The following is a 22876-nucleotide window of genomic DNA, read 5'->3' as shown; positions in this document are numbered from 1 at the left end:
ATTGTCCAAGTTTATTTAGGGGCTTAAGAGATAATCATCTCGCATAATTCCAAATTGATGGAAAAGATCCTCTTTGGAACTATCTGCATCCCGGAGTCCAAAAATTACATAATGGGAAATATTAAGTTCCATACGCAAATTATTGATCGTTCGTATAATCGTCTCAAGAACATTCGCTTGATGCTCGTAAGATCTTTCTATATTGGCAATAGGGTTCTTTCCTGTTGGCCATCCATTTTCTGTAACTCGTATAGGGACTGAAGATGGTATACCTGCCACAATAAGATTTTTTTCCCTTAGATTGCGGAGGGTACGTTCCACAGAAGTAGGTATTTCCTTTAAATCGAGTGGTTGTTCTTCGAATACATCCACATAAAAATTATGTCCAACAAAATCCACGGAATCGATAAATATATTACCTCCAGCTTTAGCAAGGTTTTCCCAAAAATGCGGAACTGCTGCAGAGCTTTGCGGCACCGAACCGAACCCGATATTTATAGGTAGATTACGCTCCCGTGTTTCTTTTTTTGCTTCGATTACTCCTTCTACGAGAGCTTGTAGTATATATGGCTTTGAACCTTCCATAAACGACAAATTGGGTTCGTTTGTAATTTGAATGGAAGCTAAGTGAGAGCCATATTTATTGATGACTTTTCGGATAAAGCCGAGCCAATTATTAAGTTCTATGTCCGAATCCTGATATTGTGTCCAATCACCACATCCTATGGTCAAGTCACCTAACAAACCAGAATCAAGATAGTGATCCGCAAGTGATAACATTCTTGACTCCCACTCCTTTGTATAAATAAGATAGTTTCTTAGCAATAGCTTTTTAGATTCATCTCGAAGGTCTCGAAGTGCGAATTGAATTTTTTCATAGTTATCATCAGGCCCAACAGCCAAACCGAAAGGCGTACCTGCTGCACTTAGTGGGTAAATTCCAAAGGTTAATCCAGATGAAATCATAATATTCACTTCCTTTTTTATATTTTTAAATGGATTTCAAAAAATTATTCAATCAAAATTACCCTCCATTTCATTAGACAAAAATATCCTACTATTTTAACTTAACTAAAGGTAATTACAGCATATTTGTATTGTTTTAAACGATTGTTTATCTAATAAATATAAAATAGTCTTCTTTATTAACATCACATTATTTAATTGTGAAAGAGGATTATTAAAAGGTTATCAAATGCTTATTAGGTAGTTATTAAAATATTACAAAAATATAGTATTATAGGTATAATAAGAATGTTAGGGACTACACTGGTAGTAATTTATAGTAAATCCAATTTACTTATGTTTCTAGCCCCGAGGTTAAGTGGGGTTGTCAAAGTGGGAAACCGTAAATAAAAATTATACTATATATTGTGTAAGACACCTGAATTTAATCAAGTGCCTTTTGATGTATGTAAATATTTATTTAACCTGTACAAAATAATATCGTAACAATTGATGTATATTATATATAATAAGACATGCATACTATCCTCTGGGCATTGAGGATACATAGATACATAAGGCTGTGTCTATGGTTGCAGGGCACATTAAATATAGATGCAACCAACACTCTAAATCTAACATAAAAATAAGCTCTTTACACACAAAGCAGGCATCCGTTATTTGGGGTGTCTATTTTTTATATTATTTACAAATAGTTATTACATAAGACATTAGATTGTAACAAATATCATATATAATAAATATTATAGCAGATTATAAATTAGTTCCCCGCATGAAAATTTAACCCCTGGATCATTAATTTGGCCTGGGGTTTATTTTAACTTATAATACTTAATTAACACATGAATTACCCACTCTTTAATAATTTATTTAGAAGGCTTTATGGCATGAATGATCTTAGGGAATAAAATAGTTAGAAGTTTCCATAATAATTCAAAAACGTTGATATCCTTTTATATACGCACTGTTGGCTCAAGTATTGTCAATGTATTGTTATAGGTGTTAAGATTAGCTTGAGCACCTATAGGTATAGCCATTTTGTATGTGCCATGTCCTGATGCTAAATTTGTCATAAGAGGTTTATTCAATGGTACAATAACTTCATTAATTAAATCCTCATATGACTTACCATATGCAGACTCACAATTGGTGCATTCACCCATAATAATACCTTCACAATCCCTAAGTTTACCTGATAATATTAGATGGTTTATGTACCTGTAGACTGTATTAATAGGTTCATGAACTTCTTCTATTAAGAGTATCTTTCCTGTGGTATCAACTTCAAATGGGGTGCCAAGGTTATCTACAAAGGATGTAAGATTACCTCCTACTATAGCTCCAGTTACATTGCCAGGGACCCTGCTTATTAAAGGCATTCCAGGAGGATTTTCAAGTTTCCTTGGTGAGGTAAGTGTGGATGTAGCAGTGAAAAACTGATTCATGTTGTATGCAGGAGTAGTTGATTTAAAGTCTATTAAAAGAAGACTGTGAAAAGTAATTAAGTTAGCCCATATATATAAAACATTTAATAAAATTGTTATATCACTGTATCCTGTGACAATTTTAGGATTCTGTGTGATAACAGGATAATCAAGATATGGTATAATACCTGCAACACCTACTCCACCCCTTGAGGGTATGATAGCCTTCACATCAGGGTTTTTAAACATTTCCATCAGATCAGAGGCTCTTTGTTGTTCTGTGGCTGCAATATATCCGCCATAAGAATATACGTATTTTCCTAAAACTACATTGAAGCCCATATTCTTAAGAGTCTGTATACCCGTGTTAATGACATCCGCAGATAATGGACTACCTAAAGTAACTATTCCTATTGTATCTCCTGCACGTAAAATCTGTGGCCTTATTGCCATACCATTCACCTTCTAAATAACTTAATAATATATAATCTTAAAATTCCGTAAAAACTATTCCTTCTAGAATATTATATGAAATTACTCAAATAGTTGCTAATTAATAATGAAACGTTCATTATTGCTTAATTTATTTTAATAAATATTGTTAAAAGCCTATTCAATTACCTAGTTTAAAATAAAGTATGATAGTAGAAACCTAGTGGGAAAAATCCTACTAGGTTTTCAATTTTGATGTTTAATAAATCACGCATTCAAGTAAAAAAAGGAGTTGAAATAACTACTCGAAATCTTCATCTAAATATCGACCTCCGCCTTGAGGTGGCCTTCCTTGAGGTGGTCTTCCTCCTTGAGGTGGAGGTACATGAATTGGAGTAATACGTAATATGTCACGACGGTGAACACGAATAGGTTGGTTACCGGAATGTGTAAATATGGTTAAAGATACTATGTCTGTACGCCGATTGTAACCATTTATATGTGCTGTGACTGTGCCACGCCTCCTAATATCAACAAGTGCAGTTTGACCAACATGTGATTGTATTACTTCAGGAGTAATACGCTGCCTAAAATAGTCATAGTAGTTATGATAGTAATCATCATAATAATCAAAAGGACAATAATAATTTTCCAATGTTTATTTTCTCCTTATATTTATCATTTCAATATTTATATTATGTTAGTATAATATTTTTGGGAATTAATTATTAATAAAGTTTGGCAACAAGAATTAATGAAATATCATTGTCTTTATAGCAAAAATGACACAATAAATCCTTTAAGATATGTTTAGAGATATTTATAGAATAATAAAAGTGAAATAGTGTAACTAAACTCCAGATAGTTACTTGCTATGAGTATATCTGTTTAATATATCTCCTTTTTACACTAATATTTAAATTTCAGATATACTCTTTTTGTGTAAAAGAGAAATAGATGATGGATATGAAGACTGGAGAATATGATGTGGTATAATTGTATAATGGTAATTAGTGTGCATGGCACTTGATTAAGTTCAGGTGCCTTTTGATATGTGTAAATATTTATTTAACCTGTACAAAATAATATAGTAACAATTGATGTATATAATACATAACAAAGTATATATACTATTCTCTGGGCATTGGGGATACATAAGGCTGTGTCTGTGGCTGCAGGGCACATTAAATTTAAATGCAACCACCACTCTAAATCCAATATATAATGAACTCTTTACACATAAAGCAGGCATCCTTTATTCAGGGTGTCTATTTTTTATTTCAAGAAGTTAATGGAATATTGTGGATAATGTGTATAACCTGTGGATAAGTTGTGGATTAATAGAGAAGTGAGAGGTATGAAAATAAGAGAAATCCTAAAAGAAAAGCTTAACCAAGATAAAAAATTAATGCACCATGATCGAAAAGGGTTAAGGGTACTGTTAGAAGGGTGAGATAGTTTATGAATAATTCCATATGTATTTCAATAATTACAGATATCAGTGGGGATTAAAAAAACTGGCTCCTGTTCAGTACAGAAACCAGCTTATAATTGCCTAGTTTTTTTCAGAATATCCTTGACATAGGCTCCATTTCAAAATCCTACTAGGTTTTCAAAATTTTGATATTTAACAAATTGCACATTCAAGTAAAAGAAGGAATTGAAATAACTACTTTAAATCTTTATTTGAACCTTGCCATCCACCATGAGTGGGGTTTTCATTAGGCTGAGCACCGTGAGACGGATTTTCATGAGATGGCATTTTATCATGATTAGGACTTACGTGAATAGGAGTAATGCGTAATATTACACTATAGTGAATACGAAGTTGTGCCTGACCAAAGTGTGTGAATACAGTTAAAGTTACTACACCTGTACGTCTGTTGTGACTATCTATACAAGCTGTGATTGTGCCATGCCATTTAAGGCGGATAAGTACAATTCGGCCAATATGCGCTTGTACTGCTTCAGGACTAACGTTTGATTTTCTAAAATAGTTATCATAATCATCATAGTAATCAAAAGGACAATAATAATTTTCCAATGTTTATTTTCTCCTTATATTTATCATTTCAATATTTATATTATGTTAGTATAACATTTTTGGGAATTAATTATTAATAAAGTTTGGTAATAAGAATTAATAAAATAATTACTAAAAAGCCAGGCCACCCCTGGAGCTTTTATAAATTAGAACTAGAGATGGTTTTTTTATTTTGCTTGAAATATAAAATATGATAATATTGAAATACTATAAATTAAAATGTTCCTTGACCATTTTGGTTGTATTTTTATGAGTCATAGACCAGTAAAAGAAATGTTTTCTAAAACTGCATTTGTGATATCTACAACAGCTGGTATAGGCACAAGGAATGTAATAAAAACAATCCAAAAGAATCTGAGATATTGGGGAATCTCCAAAATATATAAATGTGGTTTGACTCTTCGAGCAAAAGATTGGGATGATATGCCATCTAAGAAGCAAAATAAATATAAAAAAATATTAGAAAAAAAAATCATATAGTTTTTTAGCTTAACTTTGTTTCTATTATATAAAAACGTATATGTGAAATAATTGAATGAAATAGTATATCTGAAGTTGAATTAATGGAACCCAAAAGGGATTCCATTAAAGTTAATATAAACATTTTATTTAGATGATGGTTTAAATGTTGTGCAACTTGTATCATCACTAGTATTAGGGTTATTTTTACCTGTCATTGGGTTGACTTCTAGAGAACTGGCATTGCAACAATTGTTTTTCCAGTAATTACAACAATCAACACTACACTTGACTTCCATTTTAGGCGAACTCATAATATACAACCTTCTTTCAATTATATTTTATAGATAGTATGTTATAAAAAAATAAATATTATACAATTGGAATAAAAATAAGAAAATGGGGAGTTTGGAGTAACTTAATGATATCTAGTTATGCATTAGTATTATACTTAATTCATCATGTTTTATATTTGTTTCCCATGTATTTATCCAATTGCCTGGAGCATTTTTTATAGAAATGTACAGATTTTAAGTATAAGCAGTAAAGACTACTATGTAGAGGAGTGTTAGTTATGGTACGTAACAGTAATAATTTGGTAGTTACACAAGCTAGAGAAGCTTTAAATAGATTTAAAATGGAATCAGCAGGTGTAAATCTATGTAATTAACTCCAATATCTATATTCCTAAAATTATAGTAATGTTGTAAATATAGTTATTGCTTATGTACAACGAATCCATAGTGATAAGGTGGTAAGTTAATATAGGTATATTCCATTTGTTTAAATCCAGCTTCTAACACCCATTCTTTTATTTCAATAGGTTTTGGGCGAATATCCATACTTGGACCTCTTGGAGTGGAGGGATCATAATTCCAATGAATAAGGCCAGCTTTTCCTCTTGACTTAAGTATCCTGTATGCCTCGTCCAGAAGTTCTAATGGTTTGATATGATGTAGTATGTTAAACAGCATAACATAATCAACCGAATTGTCAGGCATACCTGTACCATTAGCTATAAAATCACGCTTTACAAAAGTTATATTATTTTTAGAAACGGTTCTTGATGAAGCTATATTAAGCATTTCATCCTCAATATCTATTGCAATAATATTGCCACTAATCCTTTTGGCACTTGGTAATGTAAATGTTCCATAGCCACATCCAAATTCTACAAGAGTGTTTATATCTTGATCTATTTCCATTTTGTCAAGAATAAGTTCTACGTTAAATAAACTTTCCCAATATTCTTGTTCGGGCATTCCACTGTCACGAACTTTCACTTTTTACACCTTCTTTCATTAATCATAAATATGACCAAAAAGACGAGCATCCCCTATAAAAGAAGCTCGCCTTCAGTTTTCTGATTAGCAAGTGAAATCTAAATCTATAAAAATAGTTTATCTTATTTTGTTTGATTTGCCTACATACATTCTTCTATTTTTTAAGCGGCTTCAAGGGGTAGGTTACTAGATATAGGGTAAATGCTATTTTTGTCTATTAGATAATAATTGGATTCCACTACCAATGTTGTCTAATTCATTTTCTCTTATAAGAGTAACAAAAGCCTGCTGAGGGATATTAAGAATCTTACTTGCAGAAGTTACAAATTCACTTACAAGTTGTTCTTTTTGCTCTTTCGTAATTTTTGGACCTTCAATTGTTATAACTGGCATAAAATCACTCCTCAAATATAATCTATAAGAATATATTATATAGATTTAAATAACTAAAGTAAATAGAAGCAATGTTTAAAATTTGAGGTATTAATCTAATTAAATAGGTAATGCGAAAGCTTTGTAATGAAATTGAACACCGGAGATGAATAATCCCCGGTGTGGTGAAAAAGCAATGGCTATATTCATAAAGTAAATAGAAAACATAAAGATTTTTGTATGAGGAAAGTTTCATACAAATATAAGGTATGTAAGATTAGATTTATTATACCGGTAATTTTTTGTATTCATGAAAGATTTTAAAGTTAGACATATTGACTTAAAAATAAGTCTTTAAAATATACTTAGAGTAAAGAATATGATTAAGGTCAAAAGACTATAATTATATCTAATTCTAAGGTTTATAAATGATAAAATAAGTATTTGGTAAATACCAGATACTTATTTTTCATATCAGATTGAATCACATAATGTTTTGACAACTAATATATGCGGTTAATATATAATAATTATGTAGGAATTGAAATTTTAAATGTAAAATACATAATTGCATAGCTAAAGAGTATCTTCTATTTTGTTCATATAATGGTAAAATTCATTACAAACAGTTAATAAATATGACATTAAACTGTAATAAATACTATATATAATTATAGGTGTCCTAAGGAAATAATCTTAGAGAAAAGAAAAACAACTATTTGAAAGGGTGAGTATAATGTATGATTTTCCAAATGCTACTATAGTTTATAGTACAAATAGATTAGAAGATTTAGAAAGCAAAATAAAAGAAATTAAATTTGAACATAAAAGACTAAATAGAAACTGTGAAGTTGAAGTGATACCAAAACCTGATCCAGGATTAATTACATTTGACGGATATACTAATATTCAATTTCAACTTTCTATATACATTAGACATTTAAGCGTTAATTAAAAATAAATTTAAAAAACATTTAAGTAATGGTAATTACCAAACTAGTGTCTGTAGTTGCAGGACACTTAAAACTCAAATGCAACTGCCACAGGATAGTATATAGTTTAGACTCCTTTAAAAATAATATTGCATAAAAATAAGCACTCGTTATTTAGGGTGCTTATTTTTAGATCTTTTAACATATGCATAATGATGTCATAACAATTAATCGATATAATACATAACATAGTATTATATTCCAAGGCATTGAAAATATTTAGACCAGTGTCTGTGGTTGCAGGGCACTATAAATTTAAATGCAACTATCACTGTCTAACTCTAAATCCAATATAAAAAATAAACTTTTTAGCACAAAGCAGGCATCCGTTATTTAGGATGTCTATTTTTTTTAAAAGTGAAGATAAGATAAATACTGAAAGAAAATCTTATAAAGGTAGTTGGGAAAATGCAAATGCTCATACTTGAAGTGTGGGAAACATGGAAGCTTTGAAGCCTATTGAAGCGACAGTATAATGATAGTTCAAGAAATATTCAATATCTCTTAATATTTCACACAGAAAAACATTAATATACCACTGGAATAACATGGGTGCTGCATTAAATCGTCATAAAGGATAACTAGAATATTAAGTATAGCAGCTGCAATAAATATTTTAAATTCAGGAGGTAATGAAAATGTTAAAAATGAAGTATAAAATAATTTCAGCTGTAATGCTTGCAGCACCATTGTTAATCAATACAGGAATTGGAACAACCGTTAGTGCACATTCTGCCAGCAATAAACCTGCGGTGGTTTGTAAGTCCAAATATAAAACACCTGCAAAACCAGTAAAGAAGGTAGTAAACAAGCATAAAGTTAAGGCATCAAATACTAAACCAGCATCAAAAGTAGTGCATTCAGCATCAAATGCTAGAAGATAGCAGTATTGTAATATGAATAAGCCTATTGGGATTTTCTCGGTAGGCTTATTTTATAAAATTAACAGGTATATAGAATTCTGTGGAGAAATCTTATTATAAGAGTTACTAGCACAATTTATTAAAGAAAAGAGGAGGATAACAATTGCATAATAGAACAATATTTAATATGATGAAAAAATACGTGTTAATCATTTTATTAGTTGTTGGATTTGCATTTTTATTTCATAACTATGTTTTTGCCAGAGTAACTGTGACAGGGCCATCTATGCAACCCACGTTTAATAATAAAGATGTGATATTCGTAGAGAAGATTAGCACGAAAATAGGAAATATAAATAGAGGGGAAATTATTATTTTTGATTCTAATAATGAAAATAATGATATCTATATAAAACGGGTAATAGGCATAGCTGGTGATAAAATTAATATAAAAGATGGAAAAGTCTATTTAAACGGGCAAATACTTACGGAAAGTTATCTTCCACAGGGTACTATTACTAAAGCCAATTCTTCTACTACAGAATATGTTGTGCCTAAAGGATATATTTTTGTGCTAGGAGATAATAGAGGGAATAGTACTGATAGCAGGATGCTTGGTTTGATAAATATAAAAGATGTAAAGGGGCATGTAATTTTAAGGGTATATCCTTTTGAAAATATTAGCACATTTTAGCTTAAATGATAAATCATAAAAAAAGAGAGCTTAATGCTCTCAAATTCTTTCCCACATATCCAAAGACCAGTCTGCTTTTTCTTTACCAAAGGTGTTTAATAATGACATGTACACTCCAGGTTCTCTAAAATTTTTCTCCATTTCTTGAAATGCTATATCATATATCCTGCTAGATAACTCCTCTTCAAACATAGGACTATCATCCATGCAACCATCCCCTTTTTATTTTAATTATATCCGATCCAAAGAACTTAAAGACTATGGTTTTTCCGTTTTTGTATCTTTGATTCTAAAAGAAATAAGAAATCCAATTATAGAAAGCACCAGAGCAAAATAAAATCCGTAATGAGAACCATTCACAAATGCTTCTGATTCGTTTTTACCACCATTGGAGAAATACGAAGTTTGCCCTATACCAAGCAAGCACGTGGCAATTGCAGTACTGATAGCACCGACTATCTGCTGTATTGTATTTATAATGGTACTTCCATCCCTTGACAAATTCTCCGGAAGTGCATTCAGTCCGCTGGTCTGGGACGGCGCCATTGCCAGTGGAATACCAATCATTAAAATAATATGGCAAAAAATTATGTAAGAAGCAGAACTGTTGGATGATGTAAAGAGCAACAGAATTGTGCCTACAATGGAAACAAAAAATCCAATTTTGACAAGATATTTCGCTCCGAATTTGTCATAAAGTTGCCCGGAAAGATAGGAAACAAAAGCATTGATCAGCCCTCCTGGAAGCAAAGCCAAACCGGCCGCAGCTACTGGAATCGACAGCCCTTTCTGAATATACTGCGGCAGCAAATACATAGCCGATAATACAATACTGAAATTTACCATTACCAGCATTGATCCAGTTCGGAAGCTTGGAACCATCAACGCTTTTAAATCAAGAACTGGAGTTTCCATCTGAATTTGCCTTTTTGAGTAAAGTATAATGGCAATGATACCGATTATTAGTGCCAGAATGACTGGAGCAGAGAATCCAAATTCACTGACTAGACTAACGCCAAGCACTATACCCCCAAAACCAATAACAGAAGTCAAGCAGGATATTCCGTCAATTTTCGGTTTGGTTAGCTTATAAGGATTCACCATATAGATTACTGCAAAAATCATAGCAACTGCTAATATAATAACAAAGGAAAAGAAAATCCAGCGCCAAGAAAACATTCCTAATAAGATTCCGGAAAGAGTTGGTCCAATTGCTGGTGCAAACATACACACCAAAGAGGCTACTCCCATAGCAGAACCAATTTTATTTGGAGGAAAAACCTCCAAAATCACTGAAAACATCATTGGAAGAACCATTCCCGTACCAATTCCCTGAATCATACGGCCGGCCAGAAGAAGTCTAAAATCAGGTGCAAAACCGCTGATGAGGGAACCAACTATAAATGCTCCTAAAGCAAAAACTGTTAGTTTTCTTATAGGAAAACATTTCATCAGTAAACTGGTAAAGGGCAGAACGATTCCAATTACAAGCATATAACCAACCACCAGCCATTGGGCAATTCCCGCGCTGATATGAAAAGTATCCATCAATTGTGGAAGTGCAATATTTAGGGATGTTTCACTGAACAAACCACTAAATGTACCTAAATATAATCCTAACATAACCAGATAGGGATGTTTTACATCTACTCTGGCCTTCGAAAATATCTGTTTTTGTATCATAATATTAAATTACCTCCTTAATATTTTAGTACATTGTTATATTTAGACCAGTCTATATATTAAAATCAGAAATTAATTGGAAATATATTAATTTTGATTCAACAAAACATCTATAATATTACTAATTGTTAAAAGTGGAATAGTATCTTTTCTTGTAACAGAGATAGTAATAGCTCCTTCAATCATTATCTCAATAGCCATACTTAATTCTTCAGCTTTTTGTTTTGAAAATCCATTTTGAACCAATTTCTTAGTATACACATAACTTAGTGATGTAAACACACTTTTACAAGCTTCTCTCAAATGTTCATTTGAGGAATATGTCTCTAAAGCTATTAAACTTACAGAAATATCTTGAAGCTTATTTTTTTCTTCTAAATCATTTATTATATTATTTATTATATATTTTATGGCTTTAATGGGATCTGAATATTTATTCAGAGTAGTTTCCACTCTTTCTGTTATAGATTTGCTTGCCAGGTTAATTGCTTCTAATGCTAATTGTTCTTTACCATCTGGAAAATAGTAATAAAGAGAGCCTTTAGGCGATTTGCTTTCTTTTAATATTTCATTTAAGCCTGTAGCATTAAATCCTTTAATTTGAAAAAGTTTTGAAGCTGCTTTAATTATTTTTTCTCGTGAATCGGTTTTATTATTCATTAAGTAAGCTTCCTTTCCTATTTATTATATTAACCAGTCTACATATATTCAAGTATTAAGTCAAGTAAATATTTATCATGCTTTATAGTAAAATAGATGTAAATATTTTTGATGTATATAAATTAAATAAATATTTTCGATGAATGCTGGAAATTATAAGTATTAGTATAAATAGGAGTGAATAGAAATGTCGTGTAAAAGATATGATATGGATAATACCATCGAGAACATAAAAAATATGATGGGAAAACAAACTGAATTAGTAATAAGAGAAGTACTTATTGGAAATAAAAATTTTTTAGAGGCTGCAATTGTTTATGTGAATGGATTGACTGATAAAAATATAATAGACAGAGATATACTGAAGTCATTGATGCTAAATGTTAATGAGGACTTTGGGAACATGGAAAATATAGAAGACTACATACACAAAAAGTATATTGCAGTTAGCGATACTTATGTTGAAACAGATGTAAATAAAGCTGTAGATGACATTAAAAGAGGGAAAACTATATTATTAATTCAAGGTTCTTGTAATTTTATCGTAATAAATACTGCCGGTGGAACCTATAGGTCTATAGATGAACCAGAAAATGATACTTCCTTGAGGGGACCAAGGGAAGGTTTTGTAGAAAATTTAGATACAAATATAAGTATATTGCGGAGAAGAATAAAGGATAGAAGTTTAGCAACCCAGAAATTTGTATTGGGAAGAAGGTCACAGGCAGATCTTGTAATTATGTATATAGATGATATAGTTGATAAACAGTTTTTACAAATAATAAAGGATAAAATAAAGACTATAGATATAGATTCTATTCAGGCAAATAGTTCTATTGAGCAGTATATAGAAGAACACCCTTATAGTATTTTTCCACAGACTATTGGATCGGAGAGGCCAGATGTAATAGAGGCAGCTTTAATGGAAGGTAAAATAGCTTTTTTGCTATCAGGTACACCTTATGTTACAACCTATCCTTCTATATTCATAGAGTTTTTTCAAACTGTAGAAGATTATTATGGCAGAACTCTGCAGGCATGGTTTACAAGAGTGTTAAGATTTATAGCTGTTTTTATAGTAATAAGTTTTCCTGCAACTTATATAACCTTCGTTAAATTTAATCCTGAACTCATACCCGGTGAATATATTCAATCTCTTATATTATCTGCACAGGGTATAGTATTAACTCCATTTATGTCTTTATTAATTATGCAATTAACAATAGAATTTTTACGGGAAGGAGGACAGAGATTGCCAGGTAAAATAGGGCAGACTGTTAGTATGGTAGGAGGTATTATAATTGGTGATGCTGCTCTTGAGGCAAAAATCGTAAGTCCAACTACTTTGCTCATTGCAGGAATTACTACTGTTGCTTCTTTTGTAATATCTAATTACCAGATGTCTGTTGCAATAAGGGCTTTATCTTACCCTATGTTAATACTTGCAAATTGGCTTGGAGTTCTTGGAATAGTCATAGGATGGTTTTCTATATTAGCTTATCTATGTTCTATGGAAAATTTCGGAGTTCCCTATTTTGCTTTTCATAAAAGTGATATGAAAGATATATTTATAAGGTCACCTATATGGAAGATGAATAAAAGACCTGAAGCTATCCCACATAATGATCCCACACGACAAAGTGATTTTAGGGGGTAGAAAAATGAATAAAACTCAGAATACTTTCTTAACCCCAAGTCAATTTATATTTGTACTAAAATCAGCCATTATAGGTATTGAACTTATGCATTTACCTAGCAATGTTATAAAAATTGCAAAACAGGACAGCTGGATTAGCTGCATACTAGGAATAATATATCCTTTATATGTAGTTATTATAGCAAATTATTCGTGTAAAAAGTTTCCCAAAGATAATATACTGACATTGAGTAAAAAATGTTTTGGAAACTTCTTGGGAACTATTTTAAATATTGTTTTTATATCTTTCTTTTTATTTGTGTTGACATCATCGTTTTCCGGATACGTCAATCTATTTAAGGTATATTCAACTCCTTTCCTTAAATCCTATCAGATTATTTTGACTACTTTAATTCCTATAGCCTACATTGCCTATAAGGGTATAAAGCCTTTGGGAAGATTAGCTGAAGTAGGTTTTCATTTGACTGTGGGATTAATTATTCTTCCTGTAGCTGTTTTTGCATATGGAAGTTTTTCGAATCTGATGCCTGTATTTGGTTCAGGATTAACTAATATACTAAAAGGTTCAAAAGAAACTATTTTTTCGATGTCTGGTATGGAAATTATATTTCTTATTTGTCCTTTTTTACAGGATAACAAAAAATTATTAAAATGTGGTATATGGGCTACTGCTATTATAGGATTTATTTATACATGGGCTATTTTTGCAACTGTTTATTACTTAGGCATTGAAACTCCTCCAAAGTATTTATGGCCTATCTTGACATTAGTCGATAGTGTACATATCCCTATTATAAATAGTTTTAGGTTTGTATTTATATCTTTATGGTCCCTGGTAGAATTTAAATGCCTAGCTACCTACTATTTTGCAGTTTCTTACGGTTTAAATCAATTAGTGAAAAAGGTACCTGCCGAGGCATTTGTTTTGATTCTATATCCTGTAATTATTGCTATAACTATGTTATATGAAAGCCCAACAAAAAGAATAGAGTATACGTATAAACTAACTGTTATTTATGTAATATTTACATTAACATATATTTCTGCGGTAGCAATTTTAATTCATTTTAAAAAGGGTGATTCTTTATAAAAAGGCCTAAGATTTTCTTAATTCATATTTTGGGGGAAAGAATGACTGAAATCACCTTCTATCCTCTAGGATAATACATGATTACTAAAACACCAATAAGTGCAATAGCTCCTCCTATTAGGTCAAACTTATCTGGAATAACGTTATCTATTTGCCATCCCCATAGGATTGAAAGAACAATAAATATTCCTCCGTATGCTGCATATACTCGTCCAAAACTAGCACTTGGGGGTTGTAACGTTGGTATTACTCCATAAACCACTAAGAATATGGCTCCAGCTAAACCATACCATATACTTTTACCATTTCTTAACCATAACCATATAAAATATCCTCCCCCTATTTCAAATACACCTGTTAATACAAAATAAAATATTGATTTAAATATTTCTATAAATAATTCCTCCTTTATTTTTCAATAAGGACGTGTTAAATTCATCATTCATGAAAAAAGCTGCATTCTTTAATTAAAAGGTGACATAAAACATTTCTTTAAAATTATAATAGCATTTAATTGTCAAAAATAAAATATTTTTTATTAAGCACAGTAAAAAGAATTTGACAAGGTATTCTAGTTTCAAATAAGGATACGAAAATTCAGCAGGAGTGTTATTAAGAAATGTGAAAATTAAATGGCAAAGTATGAAGAATAAGATATCAAAGTTGAAAATCACACAAGAACCAGTCTTGTGTGATACAAATAGTCTATTTTAATTTTTTCTCATAGCTTTCAACCATTTTTTTAACCATCTGACCACCTATAGAAAAAACTTGTTCTTTAGAATCATGATTTTTATTATATTTGGCTAATTCTTCTGCAGATTCAATTTTTAATTTTTCAAGGCCTTGTCGGGCTTCTGGTACTAATATTCTATTTCTTCTGGACAAAAAAAATCATCTCCTTTTTAATTATTTTGTGTATTTAAAATAATTATATACAAGGTATATGAAGGGGTATGGATTTGTTTTTCATATAAAACTTACTCAGGATATTTTTTATAGAAATGCACAAACTTTAAATATAGCATTAAATATTGCTATGTGAGAGAGGTGTTATTATGGCACGTAACAATAATAATTTAGTAGTATCAGAGGCTAGAGCAGCTCTATATAAGTTTAAGATGGAGTCGGCTAGAGAGGCTGGAGTAAACTTAAAGGATAGCTACAATGGAGATTTAACTGCCGGAGAAGCTGGAACAGTGGGCGGAAATATGGTTAAAGCTTACGAGCAAAGCCTGAAATAGCGATATTATAGAAGTCTGCACTTTGATTAGGGTGCAGGCTTTATGTTGTTATTGTATAGAATTACATTAAATAATTATTAAATCTTTTGTTTTAAAGAAAAGGGATTTTTTCTTTTTTGGAGAAATATTAATTTAGATATGTTCTTAAAACATAGGAATATTATCCATACAACCATACTCTTTTTATCCGAAGGCTACCATTGCTAACACCCCCATCTTTTTTAAAGGGATAAACACTGCTAAGCCCCTGGATAAGTTCTTCTAAAGTTCAGATGGAGAAAGGCATTCCTTACAAGCAAACTCCACCTGAACCTAAGAATCACTTGATAATTATATGTAATTCAATAATCTTGTAAAGACTATTTAATACAAAACATCTATATTAATACATAACGTGTAAATCAATGTAATTCACTGAAACCCCTATATCCATGCAGCTTTTATGCTAAAATTTACCCTATAGCATAACTTTAATGGGGGTGACTATATGAGTACAAGGTGTAGAAAATGTATATTTAAAGATTTAGACGGAGGAAAATATCCTTGTAATGATTGCACTGAAATTATGGATATGAACAGTACGAAATGTACTGTAAATCATTTTAAACCAATAGTTGAATATAATAAGAACATTAGGCCTAAAGAAAGGTTGGAGCAAAAATTAAACGAGATATTGACTCTTACAAATAAGAAAATGATTTATGTGGAATATGAGAACATGGAAGACGGAAACATGATGATAACAGCTTTTTTTAAGTCTGGCAAGTATATAGAAGTATACCAAATAGTAGATATAGGAGAGGAATTAGTTCAAAATGTAGTTTTGATAAGTAAGGAGCTGTTTCATAAAATAAATAAGATGTAGCAAAGAGTCGAAATGGACATGGAGGATGGTTTCTTGGTTTATGAGATTCACATTAGAACTACTAATGGAATGACATATGAAGTTACAGTAGATGCTAATACTGGAGAAATACTTGAAGTAGATAGACAGGATGATTAAATTTCAGAGCTCTATGCAGAGCTCTTTTTTCATCTATAAAACAAGCGTATAAGACAGGTAATGATAATATATACATGTGGAGACAGAGAAGAGCAAACGAGAAATAAAGATAGGAGGTGTAAAGATTGGATAAAATAGTTTGTTTAGTTGGGGAAAGTGGAAGTGGTAAATCTACTATAGCAGAGCTGCTTGAAAAGGAAGAATATAACTATATACAATCTTATACAACCAGAAAGCCGCGTTTTGAAGGTGAAAAAGGGCATATATTTATTGGAGATGCCAATATATCATATATCAATGAGGCTATTTCCAAAAATGAATTGATAAGTGATGTAATAGCTTATACTTTTTTTAACGGAAATCATTATTGGGCTACTAAAGAACAATATCAGGGGAAAGGAATAAGCGTTTATGTAATAGACCCATCTGGAGTCAAATATTTAAAAGAAAAGGTAACGGATGCTGAAACTGTAGTTATATATTTAAAATGTGACAGAGAAGTAAGGTTGTTAAGAATGTTAAAAGAAAGAGATCCTGAAACTGTAAGGGATAGATTGAAAAATGATAAAGAAGTTTTTAAAATAATTCAATGTGATTATGTAGTAGATTCTAATAGGAAAGTTGAAGAAATTTTAGAAGATGTAAAAAGTATTATTGGGGGAGAGATATTTAGTATTGAATAAGAATATTTGGGAATATTAACTTTGACAGTTATTTTTATATTTGGAGGTCATATGAATGGGAAGCACCGCAAAAACGCCATTAGTTTCATCAGAAATATCAGCTATTTGGAACTCTTATATAGGTGAGAGTCTAGTTGCACATATAATTGAATATTTTTCTAGCAGAGTAGATGACAATGAAATCGGTTATATTTTACAACATATCTTGAGCTTATCTAATAGGCGTATCAAAATATTAACTAATTTATTTAACCAAGAAAAACTCCCTTTACCAGAAGCTTTTACAGATAGCGATGTTGATGTAAATGCTCCACGGTTATTTACTGACATTCTCTATCTGCAGTATGCAGCATATGAGGCAAGAGCATCAGTACGTAGTTATAGTGTAATTTTAAGTCGTGTAACACGTTCTGATATTAGAGAGTACTTTTCAAAATGCATTGAAGAAAGTACCGATGTTTATAACAGAACGGCAGAACTGGGCTTGTCAAAGGGTATTTTTATTAAAGCACCTCAGGTAGAAGTATCTAAAAAAGTTCAATATATAAAAAGTAAAAGTTTTATTTTAGATATGCTTGGGAAAAAGAGAGATTTACTTACAGATGAAATAACAGACATTGTTTCTATTACGAATGATACGGTGATAAGAAAGGCTTTAATAATTGGTTTTGGTCAAGTATGTAAAAATAAAGAGGTCTTTGATTATATATCAAGAGTTATAACTCTTGCAAATAAACAAAATGATGGACTTAATTCATTCTTAATAGATGAAGGTATTCCAATTGGAAGTTCTTCAGATTCATATGTAACTGATTCAACAATTTCACCATTTTCAGATAAACTTATGTTAAATAAAATTCTTATAATGTATAGGTTAAAGATAAGTAGCATAGGTATAGCACTAGCAAACATAATGAGAAGTGATTTGAAGGCTACTTACAGGAAATATCTAGACGAGTCTATGGAACATTCTAAGGATGGTATGGATATAATGATTAATAATGGGTGGCTTGAACAGCCTCCACAAGCAATAAATCATGAAAATTTGGCGAAACTTTGATATGAAAAAATATAGTAGATTTTAGTATGGTATATTAAAATTGTAACAAATACTACATATAATGATTATTCTAATAAGTAACAATATAGGTATAAAATCGAGGTGAATCAAAGTGTTAATAATTTTGCCTATAATCCTTATACCTATAATATTTATTTATGTAGTAATATTTGTACTTTGTAGGATTGCTAGTAAGGAAGAAGATTCAGAGTAAGAATTATAAATATAAAGAGTTTTGGATTTTTTATCCAGAGCTCTTTTTAATAGAAATAATTTTTCTTTTTTAAAACATAGTATATAAGAATAACTTACAGCTTAACAGGCATAATAGAAGAGAAGAATGTATCCTTAATAAATGAAGGGAGTTATACATTATTTATGGGTATGAGCTGGCAGAATAACATAGTATTTGAACTTATTTTAATATTAATACTTACAGTGATTAATGCATTTTTTTCAGCGGTGGAAATGGCAGTAGTTGCTTTAAATAAAAGAAGAGTCTCCTACCTGGCGGAGGAAGGAAATAAGAAAGCACATATAATATTGAATCTATTGGATGATCCTAGTAATTTTTTAGCAACGATACAAGTGGGTATAACTCTTGCAGGATTTTTTGCCAGTGCATATGCAGCTACTACTTTGTCAACAAGATTTGCAGTTTATTTAGATAAGATAAGTATTCCATACAGCAGTAAAGTTGCTGTAATTGTCATAACTATATTGTTATCCTATATTACCCTTGTGCTTGGAGAATTATTTCCAAAAAGAATTGCCCTGCAGCATTCAGAAATAATAGCAATGGCATTTATAAGACCTATTCTATTCATAAGCAAGATTATGATTCCTTTTGTAAAATTGCTTTCAGGTTCTACCAATTTAATTATGAAATTATTTAATTTAAGTACAGAAAATGTAGAAAATAAGATATCTGAAGAGGAAATAAGATCCATTATAGAACTTGGACAGGAAAATGGAATCTTTAATCAGTCGGAATTACAGATGATAGAAAGAATATTTGAATTTGATGATAAAGTGGCTAAGGAAGTGATGACTCCAAGAACAGAGGTATTTGGCATAGATATAGACAATGTGTTTTCTCGTAGTGTTAAAGATATAATGGAAGAAAAATATTCTAGAATACCCGTCTATAAAGATGATACAGATAATATAATAGGTATACTATATATTAAAGACCTATTTGTGGAAATTATGAAGATTTCTATAGATAATATAGATATAAAACCTCTGCTTAGAACACCTTATTTTGTGCCAGAAAATAAAAATATAGGTGTGCTTTTTAAGGAACTTCAAAGTACTAAAAATCATATGGCAATCTTAATTGATGAATATGGTGGCTTTTCAGGTATTGTAACTATAGAGGATTTAATCGAGGAGGTAATGGGTAATATATTTGATGAATATGATGATAATGAACAATATGTAAGTAAGCTGGATGAAAATACCTATCTGGTTAGTGGACTTCTATCTATATATGAGGTAAATGAGTTTTTAGATTTAGAATTAAAATCAGATAATTCAGATACCATAGGTGGTTTTGTAATGGAGCTTCTGGGAAGCATTCCAAAGGAAGGTGAAGAGAATACCGTAGAGTATGAAAATATAATTTTCAAAGTAGAAAAGATAGATGAAAAAAGAATAGAAGTCTTGAAGATATACATATCTGATAAGAAAAAAAATCAGGCATTAGATGAATAAAATTAAATTTTTATGGCTGTGTAAGATAGAAGTTGTATATAGGTGTATTTTTACAATATAATTTAATTTTTCTTCAAATTCAAGAGTTTTTGTAAATTGATATAAATTTTCAGATAACTTATCATAAATATATGAGATTTATCCAAATGACGAAATTAGATACTGTTCCCATATTCCTCAAAGCGGGAAATAAGCGGGTCTAACGCGCCTGGATAAGTTCTTTTAAGGTTCAGATGGAGATAAGAATAACTCACCTGAACCTTAGAATCACTTGATTTTCACGTTCATATTTAGAATAGGAGGGGTAATATGGAATTAGACAAAGTATTTTTCAAGAAGTTTTTGCAAAGTGCTTTTTCAGATACGGTAGAAGTAAAGTACTGGGATGGTATGGAAGATAAATATGGAGATGGAAAAGCAAAATTTAAAATATATATAAATGGACATATTTCTAAAAAAAATATTTTAACGGATCCTTTCCTTGCAATAGGAGAAGCCTATATGAATAATCTAATTGATTTTGAGGGAAATATTAGAGAAATAATAGAATCGGTATATAGGAATAAGGATAGTTTTTTACATAAAGCTGAAATATTTTCAAAACTTTATAAAGTGATTCCAAATAATATTAAAAGAAGTAAAAAAGATGTACAATATCATTATGATTTAGGTGATGACTTTTATAGTCTCTGGCTTGATGAAACCATGACTTATTCCTGTGGATATTTTATGAAAGAAGAGGATTCACTTTACCAGGCTCAAATAAATAAGGTAAATTATATATTAAAAAAACTTCAATTGAAACCAGGTCAAAAGCTTTTAGATATAGGCTGTGGTTGGGGAAATTTAATTATTACAGCTGCACAAAAATATGGAGTAAATGCATTAGGCATAACTTTAAGTAAAAAACAATTTGAAAAGACAAATAAGAAAATACTAGAAAATAATTTGCAGGAAAAAGTTCAAGTGAAATTAGTGGATTATAGAGAATTAGTTAAAGAAAAATATAGCTTTGACAGAATAGTTAGTGTAGGAATGATTGAACATGTGGGGAGACAGAATTTATCTTCTTATATGGAAGATGTAAAGGCTATGTTAAAAGAAGGAGGAATATCACTTCTTCACTGTATTACAGCACAAACAGAAGGAGAAGTAAATCAGTGGATTAAAAAATACATATTTCCAGGAGGTTATATACCATCTATAAGACAATTAGTAAGTTTAATGGCAGATAACAATTTACACCTCATAGATGCAGAGAGTTTAAGATTGCATTACTTTAAGACATTGAAATGTTGGGCTGAAAATTTTGAAAATAAGTTAGAGGAAGTTAAGAAAATTAAAGATGATGTTTTCATAAGGATGTGGAGACTTTATTTAAATGCTTGTTCTGCTTCTTTTCATTATGGTGTAATGGATATACACCAGTTCTTATTCACAAAGGGACTTAATAATGATATATATATGACCAGAGATTATTTATATGAAGATTAATTATATTGAAAAATCAAGGCATAATACCTTGATTTTTTAAATTGGAATGTAAAATTAAGTTTAATAAGTGATTAAGGAATTGATAGAGAAGAACCAGTAGAATTTACAAAAAAGTTATCACAGGAGTTTTTTAATTGTGAATATGCAGAAGTACCTGTACAATGAGAAGGTCCTAGTATTTTTATATTCATTTTTTTAAATTCCACTATAGTTTTTTCTATTCTATTCTCAGAGGCTTCCATTAAATGGGTTCCTCCAAGTATTCCAAATATATTTTTATTTGATTTAAATTCAATAGATTTTATCATATTTAATATTCCAGGATGGGAACAGCCTAAAAGTATTAAAAGTCCTTTGGGTGTATCTATTCCTATACATATCTCATCTTTAAAAGTGTCAGTTTCAAAACTTTTATTTGTTTTTACTTTCATATTAGGATTTGATTTTTCAAAATCATAGTAGGATTTAAAATTTGTAAACACATAAATACCTTTTTCTATTTCCGTTTTATCTAAAGTTATATACTGTACTTTAAAGGAATTTTCTTTTAAAAATTTTTCATCAAAATTTACGCCTATGTATTGAAGTTTTTCATCATTTTTAGCACTATTTTCACTATAATAATATTTTTTTCCGTTCGAGAAAAAATATTTGCTTAGTATTATTTTAGGTCTTATAGTAAAACTTTTGGTAAAGCTTTTTAATCCATTACCATGATCGTAATGGGCATGACTTATTATAATATAATTTGTTTTATTCAGATCGATATTCATACTGTGGGCATTTTTTATAAAATTTTCACTTTTACCTGTATCAAATAGTATATTAAATGCTGAAGATTGTATAAAAAATGAAAGTCCATGTTCACATATTAAGTTTTTATTGTCCCCTAGAGAATTTTCTATTAAAGTAATTATTCTCAAGATACCACCTTCTTCTTATATTTAAAATATTATTAACTTAAAGTTTACAAGTAAATTATATAATATAAAAGCACATAAAATAAGCACATGAGTAAAATATTATAGTTTTAATGGAGTATTTTTTAAACTTTTTT

At 30.3% G+C, this 22876-nt stretch carries 27 protein-coding genes and 1 pseudogene; 15 read left to right on the top strand and 13 right to left on the bottom strand.

The genetic code is table 11. The annotated features are described in order from the left end of the window. Positions 1-15 precede the first annotated feature (15 nt). The 3 genes from BS101_RS16020 to BS101_RS16010 all read right to left on the bottom strand — a co-directional run bounded on the left by BS101_RS16020 (position 16) and on the right by BS101_RS16010 (position 3477). Positions 16-966 (bottom strand): hypothetical protein, encoded by a 951-nt coding sequence (locus BS101_RS16020; protein WP_073539748.1) that lies wholly within the window; start codon positions 964-966, stop codon positions 16-18. Positions 967-1919: 953 nt separating this feature from the next. Beyond that, positions 1920-2843, bottom strand: coding sequence for a S66 peptidase family protein (locus BS101_RS16015; RefSeq protein WP_073539747.1), 924 nt, complete (start codon positions 2841-2843; stop codon positions 1920-1922). A 280-nt stretch (positions 2844-3123) separates the two neighbouring features. Further along, on the bottom strand, positions 3124-3477 hold the full coding sequence (locus tag BS101_RS16010) for a hypothetical protein (RefSeq protein ID WP_073539746.1): 354 nt from the start codon (positions 3475-3477) through the stop codon (positions 3124-3126). Between the two features lie 820 nt (positions 3478-4297). Between BS101_RS16010 and BS101_RS24630 the strand changes: the two genes are divergently transcribed. Next, positions 4298-4381: an IS3 family transposase gene (locus tag BS101_RS24630; RefSeq protein WP_073539745.1), complete on the top strand. Its 84-nt coding sequence runs from the start codon at positions 4298-4300 to the stop codon at positions 4379-4381. Positions 4382-4491: 110 nt separating this feature from the next. Here the strand turns inward: BS101_RS24630 and BS101_RS16000 are convergent, their stop codons facing one another. Continuing rightward, the gene (locus BS101_RS16000) at positions 4492-4866 is read right to left on the bottom strand and encodes a hypothetical protein (RefSeq protein WP_073539744.1); all 375 of its coding nucleotides are present in this window, start codon (positions 4864-4866) and stop codon (positions 4492-4494) included. A 249-nt stretch (positions 4867-5115) separates the two neighbouring features. Between BS101_RS16000 and BS101_RS15995 the strand changes: the two genes are divergently transcribed. After that, on the top strand, positions 5116-5346 hold the full coding sequence (locus BS101_RS15995) for a hypothetical protein (RefSeq protein ID WP_242951305.1): 231 nt from the start codon (positions 5116-5118) through the stop codon (positions 5344-5346). A gap of 125 nt (positions 5347-5471) precedes the next feature. On the opposite strand, the gene BS101_RS15990 is transcribed toward BS101_RS15995, so the two are convergent. Continuing rightward, the gene (locus BS101_RS15990) at positions 5472-5624 is read right to left on the bottom strand and encodes a DUF1540 domain-containing protein (protein WP_242951304.1); all 153 of its coding nucleotides are present in this window, start codon (positions 5622-5624) and stop codon (positions 5472-5474) included. 275 nt (positions 5625-5899) lie between these two features. Here BS101_RS15990 and BS101_RS22890 point away from each other — a divergent pair. After that, positions 5900-5992, top strand: a pseudogene (locus BS101_RS22890) (small, acid-soluble spore protein, alpha/beta type); the annotation flags it as partial. Between the two features lie 49 nt (positions 5993-6041). Here BS101_RS22890 and BS101_RS15985 read toward each other — a convergent pair. Continuing rightward, positions 6042-6608, bottom strand: a complete 567-nt coding sequence (locus tag BS101_RS15985) for a class I SAM-dependent methyltransferase (RefSeq protein WP_073539741.1) — start codon at positions 6606-6608, stop codon at positions 6042-6044. 204 nt (positions 6609-6812) lie between these two features. Then, positions 6813-7001 (bottom strand): 4-oxalocrotonate tautomerase DmpI, encoded by a 189-nt coding sequence (gene dmpI, locus BS101_RS15980; RefSeq protein WP_073539740.1) that lies wholly within the window; start codon positions 6999-7001, stop codon positions 6813-6815. Positions 7002-7716: 715 nt separating this feature from the next. Here dmpI and BS101_RS15975 point away from each other — a divergent pair. The 3 genes from BS101_RS15975 to lepB all read left to right on the top strand — a co-directional run bounded on the left by BS101_RS15975 (position 7717) and on the right by lepB (position 9529). After that, positions 7717-7935, top strand: a complete 219-nt coding sequence (locus BS101_RS15975) for a hypothetical protein (RefSeq protein WP_073539739.1) — start codon at positions 7717-7719, stop codon at positions 7933-7935. Positions 7936-8610: 675 nt separating this feature from the next. After that, positions 8611-8856 carry a hypothetical protein gene (locus BS101_RS15970; protein WP_073539738.1) on the top strand — a complete coding sequence of 82 codons (246 nt, stop codon included), beginning with the start codon at positions 8611-8613 and terminating at the stop codon, positions 8854-8856. 142 nt (positions 8857-8998) lie between these two features. Further along, positions 8999-9529, top strand: a complete 531-nt coding sequence (gene lepB / locus BS101_RS15965) for a signal peptidase I (protein WP_073539737.1) — start codon at positions 8999-9001, stop codon at positions 9527-9529. 39 nt (positions 9530-9568) lie between these two features. Here the strand turns inward: lepB and BS101_RS22885 are convergent, their stop codons facing one another. The 3 genes from BS101_RS22885 to BS101_RS15955 form a co-directional block, all read right to left on the bottom strand. Beyond that, on the bottom strand, positions 9569-9736 hold the full coding sequence (locus BS101_RS22885; protein ID WP_156876066.1) for a hypothetical protein: 168 nt from the start codon (positions 9734-9736) through the stop codon (positions 9569-9571). Between the two features lie 51 nt (positions 9737-9787). Next, complete coding sequence (locus BS101_RS15960; protein WP_073539736.1) at positions 9788-11212, bottom strand: DHA2 family efflux MFS transporter permease subunit; 1425 nt, start codon at positions 11210-11212, stop codon at positions 9788-9790. A gap of 87 nt (positions 11213-11299) precedes the next feature. Next, a complete protein-coding gene (locus tag BS101_RS15955; RefSeq protein ID WP_073539735.1) occupies positions 11300-11872 on the bottom strand; it encodes a TetR/AcrR family transcriptional regulator in 573 nt (190 codons plus the stop codon). 187 nt (positions 11873-12059) lie between these two features. On the opposite strand from BS101_RS15955, the gene BS101_RS15950 reads away from it, so the two are divergent. Beyond that, on the top strand, positions 12060-13529 hold the full coding sequence (locus BS101_RS15950; RefSeq protein ID WP_073539734.1) for a spore germination protein: 1470 nt from the start codon (positions 12060-12062) through the stop codon (positions 13527-13529). Positions 13530-13533: 4 nt separating this feature from the next. After that, the gene (locus tag BS101_RS15945; protein ID WP_073539733.1) at positions 13534-14619 is read left to right on the top strand and encodes a GerAB/ArcD/ProY family transporter; all 1086 of its coding nucleotides are present in this window, start codon (positions 13534-13536) and stop codon (positions 14617-14619) included. 58 nt (positions 14620-14677) lie between these two features. Here BS101_RS15945 and BS101_RS15940 read toward each other — a convergent pair whose 3' ends face one another. Further along, entirely contained in the window at positions 14678-15013 is a 336-nt protein-coding gene (locus BS101_RS15940) for a YnfA family protein (protein ID WP_073539732.1), read from the bottom strand. 311 nt (positions 15014-15324) lie between these two features. Continuing rightward, positions 15325-15507, bottom strand: coding sequence for an alpha/beta-type small acid-soluble spore protein (locus BS101_RS15935; protein ID WP_073539731.1), 183 nt, complete (start codon positions 15505-15507; stop codon positions 15325-15327). A 170-nt stretch (positions 15508-15677) separates the two neighbouring features. On the opposite strand from BS101_RS15935, the gene BS101_RS15930 reads away from it, so the two are divergent. The 7 genes from BS101_RS15930 (at position 15678) to BS101_RS15900 (ending at position 21819) form a co-directional block, all read left to right on the top strand. Then, positions 15678-15863, top strand: coding sequence for an alpha/beta-type small acid-soluble spore protein (locus tag BS101_RS15930; protein ID WP_073539730.1), 186 nt, complete (start codon positions 15678-15680; stop codon positions 15861-15863). Positions 15864-16350: 487 nt separating this feature from the next. Continuing rightward, positions 16351-16728, top strand: coding sequence for a hypothetical protein (locus BS101_RS15925; RefSeq protein WP_073539729.1), 378 nt, complete (start codon positions 16351-16353; stop codon positions 16726-16728). Positions 16729-16740: 12 nt separating this feature from the next. Then, a complete protein-coding gene (locus BS101_RS15920; protein ID WP_347472782.1) occupies positions 16741-16866 on the top strand; it encodes a PepSY domain-containing protein in 126 nt (41 codons plus the stop codon). A gap of 125 nt (positions 16867-16991) precedes the next feature. After that, positions 16992-17549, top strand: coding sequence for an AAA family ATPase (locus BS101_RS15915; RefSeq protein ID WP_073539728.1), 558 nt, complete (start codon positions 16992-16994; stop codon positions 17547-17549). 55 nt (positions 17550-17604) lie between these two features. Further along, positions 17605-18609, top strand: a complete 1005-nt coding sequence (locus BS101_RS15910) for a DUF3231 family protein (protein ID WP_073539727.1) — start codon at positions 17605-17607, stop codon at positions 18607-18609. 378 nt (positions 18610-18987) lie between these two features. After that, entirely contained in the window at positions 18988-20325 is a 1338-nt protein-coding gene (locus BS101_RS15905) for a hemolysin family protein (protein ID WP_073539726.1), read from the top strand. 309 nt (positions 20326-20634) lie between these two features. Then, a complete protein-coding gene (locus tag BS101_RS15900) occupies positions 20635-21819 on the top strand; it encodes an SAM-dependent methyltransferase (RefSeq protein ID WP_073539725.1) in 1185 nt (394 codons plus the stop codon). A 71-nt stretch (positions 21820-21890) separates the two neighbouring features. Here the strand turns inward: BS101_RS15900 and BS101_RS15895 are convergent, their stop codons facing one another. Next, positions 21891-22742 (bottom strand): MBL fold metallo-hydrolase, encoded by an 852-nt coding sequence (locus BS101_RS15895; RefSeq protein WP_073539724.1) that lies wholly within the window; start codon positions 22740-22742, stop codon positions 21891-21893. Positions 22743-22876: the final 134 nt, after the last annotated feature.

This window comes from Clostridium kluyveri (assembly GCF_001902295.1).
Classification (GTDB): Bacteria; Bacillota; Clostridia; order Clostridiales; family Clostridiaceae; genus Clostridium_B; species Clostridium_B kluyveri_B.
Note: the sequence above shows the minus strand (reverse complement) of the source record. Positions and strands in the feature narration are given on the sequence as shown.